General features: G+C 30.6%; 16 protein-coding genes. 13 read left to right on the top strand and 3 right to left on the bottom strand.

Annotated features, from left to right (window positions below):
- Positions 1–139: 139 nt before the first annotated feature.
- The gene (locus ACFSX9_RS12525; RefSeq protein ID WP_379808159.1) at positions 140–724 is read left to right on the top strand and encodes an RNA polymerase sigma factor; all 585 of its coding nucleotides are present in this window, start codon (positions 140–142) and stop codon (positions 722–724) included.
- Positions 725–776: 52 nt separating this feature from the next.
- Positions 777–920, top strand: a complete 144-nt coding sequence (locus ACFSX9_RS12520) for a hypothetical protein (protein ID WP_379808157.1) — start codon at positions 777–779, stop codon at positions 918–920.
- Between the two features lie 41 nt (positions 921–961).
- Here ACFSX9_RS12520 and ACFSX9_RS12515 read toward each other — a convergent pair whose 3' ends face one another.
- Positions 962–1,615: an endonuclease III domain-containing protein gene (locus ACFSX9_RS12515; protein WP_379808155.1), complete on the bottom strand. Its 654-nt coding sequence runs from the start codon at positions 1,613–1,615 to the stop codon at positions 962–964.
- Between the two features lie 47 nt (positions 1,616–1,662).
- On the opposite strand from ACFSX9_RS12515, the gene bcp reads away from it, so the two are divergent.
- The 6 genes from bcp (at position 1,663) to ACFSX9_RS12485 (ending at position 8,122) form a co-directional block, all read left to right on the top strand.
- Complete coding sequence (gene bcp, locus ACFSX9_RS12510; RefSeq protein WP_379808153.1) at positions 1,663–2,115, top strand: thioredoxin-dependent thiol peroxidase; 453 nt, start codon at positions 1,663–1,665, stop codon at positions 2,113–2,115.
- 184 nt (positions 2,116–2,299) lie between these two features.
- Positions 2,300–2,731: a hypothetical protein gene (locus tag ACFSX9_RS12505; protein ID WP_379808151.1), complete on the top strand. Its 432-nt coding sequence runs from the start codon at positions 2,300–2,302 to the stop codon at positions 2,729–2,731.
- Between the two features lie 50 nt (positions 2,732–2,781).
- Positions 2,782–3,876, top strand: a complete 1,095-nt coding sequence (locus tag ACFSX9_RS12500; RefSeq protein ID WP_379808149.1) for a hypothetical protein — start codon at positions 2,782–2,784, stop codon at positions 3,874–3,876.
- A gap of 28 nt (positions 3,877–3,904) precedes the next feature.
- Positions 3,905–4,456, top strand: coding sequence for a hypothetical protein (locus tag ACFSX9_RS12495; RefSeq protein ID WP_379808147.1), 552 nt, complete (start codon positions 3,905–3,907; stop codon positions 4,454–4,456).
- Positions 4,457–4,547: 91 nt separating this feature from the next.
- Positions 4,548–7,385, top strand: coding sequence for a sensor histidine kinase (locus tag ACFSX9_RS12490; RefSeq protein WP_379808145.1), 2,838 nt, complete (start codon positions 4,548–4,550; stop codon positions 7,383–7,385).
- Positions 7,382–8,122: a LytR/AlgR family response regulator transcription factor gene (locus tag ACFSX9_RS12485; RefSeq protein WP_379808143.1), complete on the top strand. Its 741-nt coding sequence runs from the start codon at positions 7,382–7,384 to the stop codon at positions 8,120–8,122. The genes ACFSX9_RS12490 and ACFSX9_RS12485 overlap by 4 nt, the downstream gene beginning before the upstream one ends.
- A 38-nt stretch (positions 8,123–8,160) precedes the next feature.
- Here ACFSX9_RS12485 and ACFSX9_RS12480 read toward each other — a convergent pair whose 3' ends face one another.
- Positions 8,161–9,630 (bottom strand): TonB-dependent receptor, encoded by a 1,470-nt coding sequence (locus ACFSX9_RS12480; protein WP_379808142.1) that lies wholly within the window; start codon positions 9,628–9,630, stop codon positions 8,161–8,163.
- Between the two features lie 121 nt (positions 9,631–9,751).
- On the opposite strand from ACFSX9_RS12480, the gene ACFSX9_RS12475 reads away from it, so the two are divergent.
- Genes ACFSX9_RS12475 through ACFSX9_RS12465 form a run of 3 tightly spaced genes read left to right on the top strand, consistent with a single transcriptional unit; the run spans position 9,752 to position 12,518 of the window.
- Positions 9,752–10,516 carry an MBL fold metallo-hydrolase gene (locus ACFSX9_RS12475; RefSeq protein ID WP_379808140.1) on the top strand — a complete coding sequence of 255 codons (765 nt, stop codon included), beginning with the start codon at positions 9,752–9,754 and terminating at the stop codon, positions 10,514–10,516.
- A gap of 8 nt (positions 10,517–10,524) precedes the next feature.
- Positions 10,525–11,019 (top strand): hydrolase, encoded by a 495-nt coding sequence (locus ACFSX9_RS12470; protein ID WP_379808139.1) that lies wholly within the window; start codon positions 10,525–10,527, stop codon positions 11,017–11,019.
- Between the two features lie 14 nt (positions 11,020–11,033).
- Complete coding sequence (locus ACFSX9_RS12465; RefSeq protein WP_379808138.1) at positions 11,034–12,518, top strand: aminotransferase class V-fold PLP-dependent enzyme; 1,485 nt, start codon at positions 11,034–11,036, stop codon at positions 12,516–12,518.
- A gap of 66 nt (positions 12,519–12,584) precedes the next feature.
- On the opposite strand, the gene ACFSX9_RS12460 is transcribed toward ACFSX9_RS12465, so the two are convergent.
- Entirely contained in the window at positions 12,585–13,457 is an 873-nt protein-coding gene (locus ACFSX9_RS12460) for a lysophospholipid acyltransferase family protein (protein ID WP_379808137.1), read from the bottom strand.
- Positions 13,458–13,538: 81 nt separating this feature from the next.
- Here ACFSX9_RS12460 and ACFSX9_RS12455 point away from each other — a divergent pair, with 81 nt between their 5' ends.
- Entirely contained in the window at positions 13,539–14,165 is a 627-nt protein-coding gene (locus ACFSX9_RS12455) for a rhomboid family intramembrane serine protease (RefSeq protein ID WP_379808136.1), read from the top strand.
- A 71-nt stretch (positions 14,166–14,236) separates the two neighbouring features.
- Positions 14,237–14,929 carry an SIMPL domain-containing protein gene (locus ACFSX9_RS12450; RefSeq protein WP_379808135.1) on the top strand — a complete coding sequence of 231 codons (693 nt, stop codon included), beginning with the start codon at positions 14,237–14,239 and terminating at the stop codon, positions 14,927–14,929.
- Positions 14,930–14,961: the final 32 nt, after the last annotated feature.

The raw sequence follows: 14,961 nt of genomic DNA, 5'->3' as shown, positions 1-14,961 counted from the left end.
AATAATCTTTATTGTATATAAATTTGGTAGTTCGAAAAAAAAAGTGTTAAATTTGGCTCTTAAACTTTAACACAAAGCCTATACAATAAAAATACTTTTTTAGAAACAGAATAATTTAAACTAACTAAAAGGTATTGTTATGGCTAATCTTGTACTTCCTGATGCCGTATTGGTAAAAAACTATATAAATGGTGACGAATCTGCTTTATCGGTTTTAATCACTAGGCACCAATCAAAAATTTACGGATTTATTTATTCAAAAGTAGCAGACAGAGACTTATCAGATGATATTTTTCAGGATACTTTTATAAAAGTAATCAAAACATTAAAGACAAAATCATATAACGAAGAAGGTAAATTCTTACCTTGGGTAATGCGTATTGCTCATAATTTAACGGTGGATCACTTTAGAAAGGCAAAAAAGATGCCATTCCAGAGAGAAACCGAAGAGTATTCGATATTTAACTACATGTCTGATAACGCACCTACAATTGAAACAAAGCTTATTACTGAACAAGTAGAAAGCGATTTAACACGTTTGCTAGATGAATTACCTCACGATCAGAAAGAGGTTTTGGTAATGCGTATGTATCAAGATTTAAGCTTTAAAGAAATAGCTGATTTAACGGGAGTTAGTATTAATACAGCTCTTGGGAGAATGCGTTACGCGTTATTAAATCTGAGAAAAATAATTGAGAAAAATCAAATGATTTTGACTAATTAATACTAAAAGTAAATTATTGTCGTTATAGATTAAAGGAAACTAATAAAAATCTATGGCAAAACTTTACTCTAAACAAAAATTAGCAATTCAGAATATGAAACCTAAAAAAGAAACGATTTCGTTTTTACTCAGTTTTTCAAAAGCACTGAGTATTCATAAAGTGGGAAATTTAAGTTTTGAAATTATCGCTAATTAAAGGAAATGCCTCAAAGTAATTTGAGGCATTTTTTGTTGGTGTTATTTTTTGTTATTATACGCATCTAAAACTGTTTTTCGTCCAATGGTTTTCGTAATAATATCTTTCTCTAAATCCCAGCCACGAGCAGGCGAATATTCTCTACCATACCAAATAATTTGCAAGTGTAAATCATTCCAAACTTCTTCAGGAAATAAACGTTTGGCGTCCTTTTCGGTTTGTTGCACATTTTTTCCGTTTGCAAATCCCCAACGATACATTAAACGATGAATATGCGTATCCACAGGAAATGCTGGAACCCCAAAAGCTTGACTCATTACAACACCCGCTGTCTTATGCCCGACCGCTGGGAATTTCTCTAATTCTTCAAAACTTTGGGGCACTTCTCCATTGTGATGTTCAATCATCATTTCGGATAAACCGTGAATTCCTTTTGATTTCATTGGCGACAAGCCACAAGGACGGATAATGTCTCTAATTTCTTCTATCGACATTTTTACCATATCATACGGATTGTCCGCTTTCGCGAAGAGATGCGGCGTTATTTGATTCACACGAAGATCGGTGCATTGAGCTGAAAGTAATACAGCAATCAACAAAGTATAGGGATCTTTATGGTCTAAAGGAACAGGAATTTCAGGGTATAATTCTTTTAACGTATTTATAACAAACGTAACTTTTTCGCTTTTGGTCATTTTTCGTATATTTATACATCTTTAAAACAAATTTAAACTAAAAATAGATGACAACATTAAAAAAAGGGGATAAAGCACCCAATTTTTCAGGTTTAGATCAAAACGGAACAGCGCATAAATTAGCAGATTATACAGGGAAGAAACTAGTGGTTTTTTTCTATCCTAAGGCGAGTACGCCAGGTTGTACTGCTGAAGCTTGTGATTTAAGGGATAACTACGTACGTTTTCAAGCTAATAATTATGCGATACTCGGTGTAAGTGCTGATGGTGCAAAAGCGCAATCAAAATTCATTGAGAAAAACGAATTACCATTTCCTTTACTAGCTGATGAAGATAAATCGGTAATTGAAGCTTTTGGCGTTTGGGGTCCAAAGAAATTTATGGGAAAAGAATATGATGGGATTCACAGAACTACTTTCATCATTGACGAAAACGGAATTATCGACGAAGTAATTGAGAAGGTCAAGACCAAAGAGCATGCTAATCAAATTTTAAAATAATAGTAAAAATCTTCAATTAAATTGAAGATTTTTTTTTGCATTAAATTCTGTAAAGTAATCAATCGCGCTTTTGAAGCAATCAAATGAGCGCTTTAGAAGATGCGGTGTGTTTGTTGTTAATCATTTAAATAAGTTTGGTTTTGGAACTAGAAATTAAATTCTAAAACAACCTAAAAAAATAATTATGAAAACAATTTTTAAAACATCCTTATTACTTTTAATCTCCATGGCATTTTTTAATTGTAACAATGACGATGGCAATGCAGCCAATCAAGATCAATGCAATTACTCAGGACTAAGCTATGTTCTTTCTTCAAATACAACAAAAATTTTAATTCCAGAAACGGAGTTGACGACAGATTTTTTTAACACGTCTACAAACGGGCCGGAAGTTGAAATATTTAAAACAGATGATCCTGGAAACTTTTGGTTTCTAACAACTGTCGTAACGGCGAACACTACTGGAACTGGGACATTAAATTTAGGTGGAACAGTATATCCAGTAAATGTTACTTGTCAAAGAACTGGAAATGCAGTGGGTCAGGAAATGCGTTATGATATTACTTCAAGTAGTTTAGAAGCAGAATTTTGTGTAGTAATTGATTTCTTTCATTAAAAAAAAACATCGTTAGTTTAAAAAGATTAACTGCTAAAAAAATAATAAAAATGAAAACAATATTAAAACAAACAGTCCTAAGTTTATTTTTCATTACACTTTTTTCTTGTAGTGTTGAGGATGGAAAAGACGGGAAAGACGGAATTAATGGTGCTGACGGTCAGGGTAATTCTGGCTTGACTTACGTTTATATTAATGGGAATATTACAGATGCCGAGGCAATTGTGAAAATTCAGAATGAAGTAGGGGCCAATACGCAATTTATTTATGTAGAAAATACAACTGCACTTACTACTTTAAATTTAGTAAACTTAACAGAAGTAGCACAGATACAAATTAGTAATAACGCAGCACTTACGAATTTAAATTTATCAAATTTAGTTAAGCTTAATAGTTACTTTATTTTCAATAATAATCCATTAGTTAATAGTTTAAACTTATCTAATTTAACAATTTCACGAGGAGACTTCAGGATTCATGGTAGCGAAAATTTAAATGCAACCTCTTTGCAACAAATTGATCTTTCGGCATTAGCCGAAGTGAATAATTTTACGATTGAAGGAACTAACTCTAGTACTTTAGCCTTAAATAACTTGGTCAAAGTAAATACTGAAATAAATGTTAGCAGTAATACAAAACTTATTTTATTAGATTTAAGTAGAATTACAAATTGTGAAAGAGTAAATATTCTTCAAAACACTAGTTTAACCACAATTGATTTATCTGGACTTTCAATAGTATCAAACGAATTAAGTATTTATGGAAATAGTAGTTTAACAAATGTCGACTTATCAAAATTAGTAAATGCTGTTAATTTAGATATTAGATTTAATAATCAACTAGCTGTTCTAAACCTCCCTCTTTTAACTACGTGTTTAAATGGATTAAGTATTCATTATAATGCTATTTTAAGTGCAATTAATATGCCTTTAATAAATGATTTTTATCACATGCAATTGAACCATAATAACTTAGATAGTAACGCTATTAATAGTTTTCTGAACGTCTTTGTTGGCGTTACGCCCGCAATAAGTGGTGTTTATATTGACCTTTCTTCTCAACTAGTGCCAGCACCACCATCAGGATCAGGGATAACAAATTATAATACCTTGATTGCAGCAGGAAATACTGTAATTACAGATTAAGTACAACCGTTATTAAAAATTAATTATAATGAATATTGTTATAAAGTTTGTTTTAATTTTTGGGTTTTTTATATTTTTATCGTGTGGGAATGATGATACAATTGTTCCCACGGGTAATACTCAAGAATATTTTAAGTATACCTTAAATAATGGCACAGAGAGAGTCTTTGATTCCTATGCTACTGGATATTTTGTCGCTTCAGCAACTGCTGATCCTTTTAAGAAATTTGTTTTTAGAGCCAGCACTCGAGATACGCAAGGCGGAAGTATTAAAGTAGATGGAGATTTCACCTTTTCAGGGTGGACCGCATTTAGCAATAGTACGAATTTTACATGGGGAGTTTCCGATGGTTTAACAGCTAATTTTTATTTTAGTGAATTAACACCAGGGCATATATTTTTTTCAGATCCGTTAACTATTCCAACAAGTCCTGTAACTTGTGTGGTTACTGTTCATCCGGCTGCTGTTGGTGACTTCTTAGAATTCACTTTTTCGGGTTCTTATTATGATGCTTCTAACATAAATTTGGAAGGAACCGTTTCTGGCGAAGGAAGAATACGAAGAACTGCCGATCAATAAAATAAGGATTATTAATTGCTATATTAAACGATTAGTCTTTTCTTATAATTGCAAAATGTTATATTTGTATAGCACCACTAAATAAATGCTTTTGAAAAATAAAAAATTCCATATCACTATTCTTACATTACTGATATGGAATTTTTGTTTTTCACAACAATTTACCAATTACACCACTAAAGATGGTTTACCAAGTAATCACATATATAAAGTGATTCAAGATTTTAAAGGGTTTTTATGGATAGCAACAGATAAGGGACTTGTAAAATATGATGGAACTGATTTTAAAACCTTTACCACAAAAGACGGATTAGCAAATAATGATATTTGGAGTTTGAATGCAACGCCCGATGGTAAAATATGGTATCAATCTAAAGCATCAAAAGTAGGCTATATTAAAAATGATAGCGTTTATGCTTTTGAAAGTCATATAAAAGGGGAGATACTAACCTCATTACTTACAAATCAAGTAGGTAACGAAATTATATTAACTAATGGAAACAAATCACATATTTTAATTAATAAAAGATGGAAAACTGTTATTGATAATGCTTTTAATAATGGTCAGTATAAATATTATATTAAGCATAAAAATATTTCGCAATTTATCGTAAACAACAAACAAGATTCGCTTTTCGTTATTGATAAAAATAAGAACATAGTAAAATATATAGATAATTATGATTTTTCAATAAAGTTGCATAAAAGAGGACAGCTCACAGATAGTTTGTTTTATTGGGTTAGTGATGATAATTATAAGATATTAAATCTTAATACCTTAAAACTTGTAACACGTAATTTAAAAGATCAAATTAACATAAACTTATCTCAACATACGCGTATTAATCTAATTAATAATAAATTACAAATTTCGGGTAGAGGTTTTGTAGGTGTTTTAGATGATGAATTCCATATAAAAAACACTTATTATTTTCCAGAAGAAATTGATGCACATTTCGGTTTTATTGATGCTTCTCAAAATATATGGTTGTGTACTTTTTCAAATGGATTATATAAACTCCCAAAAGTAAAAAGACATATTAAGTACGTTTTAAATCATCAAAAAGTAAATTACTTAGACTTTGTAGGTAATAAAGTAATTGCTACCGTTTACAATAAAGGATTTTATAGTTATGATTTTGAAAGTAAGGATTTTAAAATGTTTTTAGATAAACCTTATTTTTTATTCCAGCCAAATCACTTAAAAGAATTAAACACAACGTTTTACTTGTCTAAACAGGATATGATTAGTGTTGAAGATAACGTACAAAAAACAGTAAAATTTAGTACTAATTTAAAAAATAATAAAAGCGATATAAATAAGAAGTTAATTTATTATAAAGGCTTTATTTATGGAATTCACGCTGTAGGAATTTACAAAGTCGACCCAGAAACATATGCTGTTTTGCACGAATATACGCAGCAAGGAACTAATTTTTTATATGTTTTTAATGATGAATTGTTAATTGCAACTACAAATGGGTTGAAAAAATTAAAGAATAATCGCATTGAAGATGTTATTTTTAAGAACGCTGAATTTGATAAATCAATACTCAATATTCATAAAATTTCAGACGCTCAAGTTCTTATAAATACCGACGGATTTGGAGCTTATCTATCCGATTTGAAAACAATTAAACAATTGCCTAAGTCTGAGTTTTTAATTGTAAACAATGCTTTCGTGGCGGATAATAATGTTTGGCTAGCTACCAATAAGGGAATTTTAAAATATATTTATAGTAAAGGAAATTATGTATTTCAAAAAACTATAAATAGTCATAATGGATTACCTTCTGATGATGTTAATGATGTCTTTGTTTATGATGATAAAATTTTAGCGAGTACAAACTTAGGTGTTGCAATTCTGCCAATTATTCAACATGATAGCAAACAATTTTTAGATGTTTATATAAAAAAAGCAAATTATAATTCTTCAGTAATTTTAGAAAATTCAACCTTCACTTATCAAGATAAATCGAATTTTTCATTTGAAATTGCTGCAATCGATTATTCAGAAAACGCAAGTGACTTTACTTATCAATATAAGTTGGAGCCAGTTCAAAAAGAATGGATAAGTACGTCTTCAAATGCTATTAGTTTTAATGAACTTTTACCAGATAGTTATCAATTACGGATTAGAGTAAATGCTATTGATAAAGTGTTGAAATTTACCATAAGACCTCTTTGGTGGCAAACCTCATGGTTTAAGATAGTGGTCATAATTATTGGTCTTAGTTTACTAATTTACATTATTTGGTTTTTAATTCGATGGACCTCAAAAAAAGAAAAACATAGAATATTACAAGAGCAAAAATTTTCTGAGTTGCAGTTAAAAGCATTGCGTTCACAAATGAATCCTCATTTTGTTTTTAACTCATTAGCAGCTATTCAATATTATATTAATGAAAATGATTTTGAAACTTCTGAATATTATTTAGTGAAATTTTCGAAATTAATTCGACAATTTTTTGATATGTCGGTCATGAGTAAATTATCAATTGAGGAAGAGTTAAGGTTACTGAAAAATTATCTAGAAATAGAGAAGTTGAGGTTTAAGGATAAGTTAGCTTATAGTATAAATGTTGATGCTGCTTTAGAAAAAAGAGAAATTCCAACGATGCTTTTGCAACCAATAGTTGAAAACGCTATTAATCACGGAATTTTTAATAAATTAGATAAAGGAATTATAACTATAAATTTTATAGCTATTAGTCCTTCCGAAATTAAAGTTGAAATTATAGATGATGGAGTAGGGTTTGAAAAAACTTTAAAAAAATCAAAAAGTAATAAATCTTCACAAGTTTTGAAAGATAGAATACATTTTTTGAATCTTTCTAAGGATTGGGAAGTTCAATACTTTAATGAAATAGCATTTCCAGAAGCTAATTACGTTGGCAATAAAAGTGTTTTTATAATTAAGAAATTATGACAAATGTAACTTGTATTTTAGTAGATGATGAAATAGCATCACTTAAAAATTTAGAAAAAAAGATAAATCAATTTTTTTCAAATTTGACTATTTTAGATCGATTTCAAAAGCCAGAGGATGCAATTTTATTTTTAAATAGTAACGAAGTTGATGTAGTTTTTTTAGACATTCAAATGCCTCGAATTAACGGATTTGAATTGCTCACTAATATAATAAACGTAACTTTTAAAGTTATTTTTGTAACAGCTTACAATGAATATGCTTTAGAAGCTTTAAAGAATTCGGCTATTGATTATATTTTAAAACCTATTGATGACGATGATTTAAAAATCGCGATTCAAAAAACGATTAAACTTATTGATGAAGAAAATGAATCAACACATAACAAAGAATTAGTAGAGTTATTGCAGGAAAGTATTTCTAATCAGAAGAAATTGTTAGTACCAAATGCAAAAGGTTTTTCAGTAATTGAGCAGAGCGATATTCTCTATTTAGAAGGTTATGAGGGTTATACGAAAATAAATATTGATGCTGATCGACAAATAATTAGTTCATATGGTTTAGGAAAATATGAACAGAAACTCAATACTGATTTTTTCAAAACACATAAATCTTACATCGTAAATCTAAATAAAATTATAGAATTTGAAAATGAAGGTTATGTTGTTTTGTGTAATAATGTACGAATTCCCATTTCAAAAAAGTTAAAAAACGAACTTTTAGAATTGTTGAAATAAAAAAGGACCACAATTTGTAGCCCTGTTTTATTTTGTGTTTATTTTACCTTTTCAGCTTCTTGCTTGAAATCAACTTCGCAAGCAAAAGAGAATAGTTTGTCGTTCTTAATTAATTCAGCAGAACCTTCGGGTAATAAATCTTCCCAACCTTCTTCGCTTCTGCAAATCATTTTTAATACTTTTCTAGAGAAAATATCTAAGTTTTTCTCGTCGTAATCTTTTATATCTACTACTTTTCCGTTGAATTTGAAGAATTTGTATAACTCTTTCATTCTAGGATGTACTTTTAAGTTTTCTGAAGTGATGATGTTGCCCATTGGATCTTTCATCGGGTATAAATACACTTTTAAATCGCGATAGAATAATTTCCCAAAGGCTTCCAGAATACCACCTGATAAATGACGGTAATATTTTTCGTCGAAAATTTCGATTAAATTATTTACGCCCATCGCTAATCCCATTCTCGCTTTAGAGAAATTAGAAAAGTATTCCACAACTTTGAAATATTCTTGGAAATTAGAAATCAATACGGTTTGTCCTAAATTACAAAGCAATTCAGCTCGATCTAAGAAGTCCCTTTCATCAATTTCACCTTCTGCTTTTAGGTTAGAAAGTGTAATTTCAAATACTACGAAAGTATTTTCTTTATCGACCTTATTTTCCTTGATAAACATATTGTATGATTCTTCATACATATCCATATTTACTTTGGTAACCGGTCTAAAACTTCCTCTTAACGCTAAAATGTTTTTCTTGTATAAAACTGTTGCTGGAAGAATGTTTTTTCCATCAGGTCCAAACATTACGGCATCTGTCATTCCGTTTTTAACCAATTGCAAACTCATTAAGCGATTATCAACATCGGCAAAACGTGGTCCTGAAAAGTTGATGGTATCGACTTCAATTTGGTCTTTATCTAAATGATCGTATAAATAGCGTAGTAATTTTTTAGGATCGTTATATTTATAAAATGCGCCATAAATTAAGTTTACTCCAAGAATTCCTAATGTTTCTTGTTGTAATCTGGCATCATTTTCTCTAAATCGAATGTGTAAAGTAATTTCGTTATATGGCTCATCTGGTTCTAATTGGTAAACTATTCCAACCCAACCATGTCCTTTGTTTTGTTTGGCGAAATCAATAGTTGCTACTGTGTTTGCGTAACTAAAAAATAATTTGTCAGGATGTTTTTCCCTACTTAAACGTTGTTCAACCAAATTAATTTCGTGCGTAAGCATTTTCTTAAGCCTACTTTCAGTTACGTAACGACCGTCAAATTCTTCGCCATAAATAGCATCACTAAAGTCTTTATCATAAGCAGACATTGCTTTTGCAATAGTTCTTGACGAAGCGCCAGCTCTAAAAAAATTACGAACCGTTTCTTGTCCCGCACCAATTTCAGCAAAAGTTCCATAAATGTTTTGGTTAAGATTAATTCTTAATGCCTTATCTTCTATAGAAGGAACATGTTCAATTTCTCTATCACCACTTATTTTAATCTCGGTCATTTTGCTTATCATTAATTTGGATTATTTACAACTAATTTAACGCTTTCACTTGAACTGCAAAGTTAATCAATTTGCAAGAGATTACCATATTTATTGTTATTTTTGTAAAAAAGAAACAACTTTGAAAATTTACTTTTTAGGTACAGGAACTTCTCAGGGAATACCAGTTATCGGTAGTAATCATTCGGTTTGTTTGAGTACTGATGATAAAGACAAGCGATTGCGTGTTTCGGTTTGGATTGAAGCCGATGATACTTCTATTTTAATTGATTGTGGTCCTGATTTTAGACAGCAAATGCTCACTTCAAAATGTGCAATTATTGATGCGTTGCTTTTTACGCATGAGCATGCAGATCACACGGCAGGTTTAGATGATATTCGGCCCTATTACTTCAAACAGGGCGATATTTCAGTATTTGCGCACCAGCGTGTTTTGTTTAATTTGGCCAAACGATTTGATTATATTTTTGAAAATGAAAATAAATATCCAGGCGCTCCAAGTGTAATTGCGAAAGAAGTAGTCAATAATGAATCGTTTAAAGTAAAGAATTTAGAAGTAATTCCAATAAATGCGATGCATGGCAGTTTGCAAGTTTTTGGGTATCGCATCCGAGATTTTGTTTATTTAACCGATGTAAAAACAATTGAACAAGCCGAAATTGAAAAAATTAAAGGATGCAAGGTTTTAGTAATTAATTGTTTGAGAGAAGAATATCATTCTACACATTTTAACTTAGAAGAAGCTTTACATTTTATATCTTTGGTGCAACCTAATAAAACCTATTTTACACACATTAGTCATGTTTTTGGATTTCACGAGGAAATTCAAGCTAAACTGCCTGATAACGTGTTTGTAGCGTATGATAATTTAACAATTAATATATAACTATTTTTATGAAAAACGTAATTTTGTACGCGTTAATTTTTTCAGTATTGTTCAACATTTTTCAATACGTGAATTCGACCAAAATCTTAGAAGCAAAAGAAAAGGATGTTTTTCAGACTAAAGAACGTTTAAAAATATCGCGCGATTCTGTGTCAAGCTTAGCAATGGCGAATTATTTTGCTTTGGAAAGTGACGAAGATGCACAAGAGTACTTTTACAAAAAGGAATTGGATTATAAAAAAATTGCTGTAAAAGTAAAAGAAGATATTGCTGTTTTAAACGAAAATAAAAATGGTAATAAATTAATTCCCTACGAACCTATTGATGGAAAAGCTTTTTTAGTGAATACTTCAAAAATTTTAAATCACCGTTGGTTGGTGGCAGAATTTACAAATGGCGATTTATGGGGACAAATTTTAGTAAAATATTTTGTAGTGGAAGGTAAACCTACAGATTTTGAAACAATAGAAACAGTGCTTTACGAAAGACCAACGAAAGAATAATTTAAAGAAATATAATGTCAACTACTACAACTACAAAAACCGAATTAGAAGTTTATTTTGATCAGTTCAGAAAAGACATCATCGGTATTAATCAAGATTTTGAATCTCCTTTTGGAACCCGAAAAATTGTTTATACAGACTGGACGGCAAGCGGTAGATTATTCCGTCCGATTGAAGAGAAATTAATGAATCAATTTGGCCCATTTGTAGCCAATACACATACGGAAACAACGGTTTCTGGTACGGCAATGACAATGGCGTATCACAAAGCAAGAAATATTATTAAAAAGCATGTAAATGCCGATGATAATGATATTTTAATCACCGATGGAACTGGAATGACTGGAGTTGTGAATAAGTTCCAACGTATTTTAGGACTTCGTATCCCTGAAAATCTGAAAGAATTCACGGCTATTCCTGATGCAATTAAACCAATTGTTTTCATTTCGCACATGGAACACCATTCAAATCAAACCTCTTGGTTGGAAACAATCGCTGATGTGGTGGTAATTCCGGCAAATGAGGAAGGTTTGTTTTGTCTGAATGAATTTAAAAAATTAGTGGCACAATATGAAGATCGAGTTTTTAAAATCGCTTCAATTACTTCTTGTTCAAATGTAACTGGAATTCGCACACCTTATTACGATGTAGCGAAAATTATGCACGATAATAATGGCGTTTGTTTCGTAGATTTTGCTTGTTCAGGACCTTATGTGGAAATTGATATGCATATTGACAACGAACGTTATTTAGATGCTATTTTCTTTTCACCTCATAAGTTTTTAGGAGGACCTGGTACTTCGGGCGTACTTGTTTTTAATAAAAATCTGTATAAAAATAATGTTCCTGATGCTCCTGGAGGAGGAACGGTTAGTTGGACAAATCCGTGGGGAGAACATAAATATATTGATAATATTGAAGATAGAGAAGATGGTGGAACGCCTGGTTTCTTACAAGTTATTAAAACCGCTTTAGCTATTCAATTGAAAGATAAAATGGGAGTTAATAACATCTTGAAGCGCGAACATGAATTAGTAGATTATATCTTTTCAGAGTTAAATTCGATTGATAATTTGCATATTTTAGCGAATCAACATCAAGATCGATTAGGTGTGATGTCGTTTTATGTAGATGATTTGCATTTTAATTTAGGTGTGAAGTTACTAAATGATAAATTTGGTGTTCAAACAAGAGGTGGATGCAGTTGCGCTGGAACTTACGGACACTTTTTATTACACGTTGACCAGGAAACATCTGAGAATTTAGTGTGTCAGATTTCATCAGGCGATTTGATTTTAAAACCAGGATGGATCAGAATGTCAATTCACCCAACAACAACTTCTGAAGAAATTCAATTTGTTTGCGAAAGCATCAAAGCAGTTGCAGCGAATCATCAAGAATGGGCGAAAGAATATGAATACAACCCAAAAACAAATGAGTTTGTTCATAAGAAAGCCGTTAATGCTGAAAAAGAAATGGTAGCAAAATGGTTTGAATAATCACTTATATTATGGTTGAAAAAAAATGAGATGCTAATTTAATTTAGCATCTCATTTTTTTATGTTTTAGTCTTTTTTATGTTTCCAACGTTTGTGTGTCCATAAATAAAATTCAGGCGCTTCTAAAATCTGACCTTCGACTAGCTTTAAGAATTGCTCCGTGATTTCGTAATTAGGAACCGATTTTACATCTGTTGATAGAATTTCGAAACTCGCTTCATAATAGCCTCGTTTTACTTTTCTAGTTTTTAAGAAAATCACATTCATATCAAAACGCTTGGCTAGCATTTCTGCTCCGGTATGAACAGGAACAACATGACCCATGAAAGAAGCCCAATGATGTGTTGCATTTAATTTTGGAGATTGATCACTTGCGAAACCATAGATACTCAAAATATTTTCCTTATAATTGTGATGAATCGTAGGAATTGTTTCTTTAGTAGTGATTAAAACGGCTTTAAATTTAGAACGAATATCTCTTACTAATTTATCAAAATACGGATTGGCTAATTTTTTATAAATCCCATATCCTATAAAATTTAAGTGATAATTCATTGAAACTGCCCATTCATAACTCGCGTAATGCGCACACAACAAAGCTACACTTTTATTCTTTTTTTCTAATTCTTTATAAACCTCGATGTTTTTAAAAGTATAGCGTTTTTCTATTTGTTCTTTTGTAATACTAATGGTTTTGATCATTTCTAAAAACATATCACACAAATGCTTGTAGAATTTTTTTTCTACCTCAAGTTGCTCTTTCTTGGATAAATGAGGTAAAGCCAAAGCGATGTTTTCACGAACTACTTTTTTTCGGTAACCAATAATATTGTAAACTAAAAAACAGATAAAATCCGAAAACAGATAGAAAATTCTAAAAGGTAATATTGAAATTAGCCATAAAATTGGATACAATATAATATAGAGTAGTAACTGCATATCACTTTTTTTTACAAATATACTTTTTTAATCCTTTAGTAAATACCCAAACTATTGCTAAATTTACCAAAAATTAGACTTATGAATTATATTTTGATTGCTATAATTATAGTAAACGCATTGATTAGTTACAAAGCCTTTAATGACACTTTTTTCTTTAGAAAGTATGAATTTCATATTGGAAGTATTCGTGCGGGAGAACAAATTAGAATGCTTACGTCTGGATTTTTGCACGTAGATACATCGCATTTATTTTTCAACATGTTTACTTTGTATTTGTTTGCGCCTTATGTAATTGACAATTTAAATGTTTTATTTTTTGTTTACATCTATTTTGCCAGTTTAATTGCTGGAAACTTACTAACTTTATATTTCCATAAGGACGATTACAATTACAGAGCAGTCGGTGCTTCTGGAGCTGTTATGGGAATAATTTATAGCGCCATTTTATTAGAGCCTAACTTGTATATGTATGGATTTATTCCGGGTTATATTTTCGGTTTTGCTTATTTGTTATTCTCTATTTACGGAATGAAAGCTAAGAAAGACAATATTGGACACGTTGCACATTTTGGTGGAGCAATTGGTGGTTATGTAATTACATTAGCACGAGATCCTGAACTATTTCAATCGGAAACGATTACAGTTGTAGCTTTATTGGTTCCTATTGTGGCATTATTTTTCTTATTAAAATTTAATAAGCTATAATTGAAAGTTTGGCACAATAGTTGAAAATAATAATATATAATGACCAATAACAAACAATAAATATTTTAGATATGAAAAAATTATTATTAGTACTAACTTTAATTACAACTATGGTACAAGCGCAAGAGGTGAAACAAGTTCCTCAAATCAGTGTTTCGGGAGAAGGTAAAATTAAGGTAATTCCGGATGAAGCAACAATTACGGTTGCTGTAGAAAATACTGGCAAAGAATCAGCTGAAGTAAAGAAGAAAAATGATGAGGCTATTGATAAAGTTTTAAAAGTGATCAAACAAGCTGGAATTGCTGCTGCTGATTTTCAATCGCAACGTGTGAATTTATATAAAAACTACGATTATAACACCAAGAAATATTCTTACGTGGCAAATCAGACAATTTCAATTCATTTGAAAGACTTAGCGAAATATGATAAATTAATGATGGATTTAGTAGATTCGGGAATTAATAACATCCAAGGTGTTGAATTCCAATCTTCGAAAATTAAAGAATATGAGCGTCAAGCGCGAAAAGAAGCAATGCTTAACGCGAAGGAAAAAGCAACCGATTATGTTTCAGTTTTAGCCGGTCAAAAAGTTGGGAAAGCAATTTTAATTTCTGATAATTCTTCAACAAATTATCCAAGACCTCCAATGTATGCTATGATGAAAGAATCAATGGTAGGTGGCGATGCAATGCCAAGAGAAACTTTAGCGATAGGAGAAATCGAAATTACATCTACAGTTACTGTTAGTTTTTTATTAGAATAGTAGAATTTAGATATACAAAAAAAGCCAGAATT

The organism is Flavobacterium ardleyense, assembly GCF_042686085.1.
Lineage (GTDB): Bacteria > Bacteroidota > Bacteroidia > Flavobacteriales > Flavobacteriaceae > Flavobacterium > Flavobacterium ardleyense.
The sequence above is the reverse complement of the archived record's forward strand: the minus strand, read 5'-3'. Positions and strand labels throughout refer to the sequence as shown.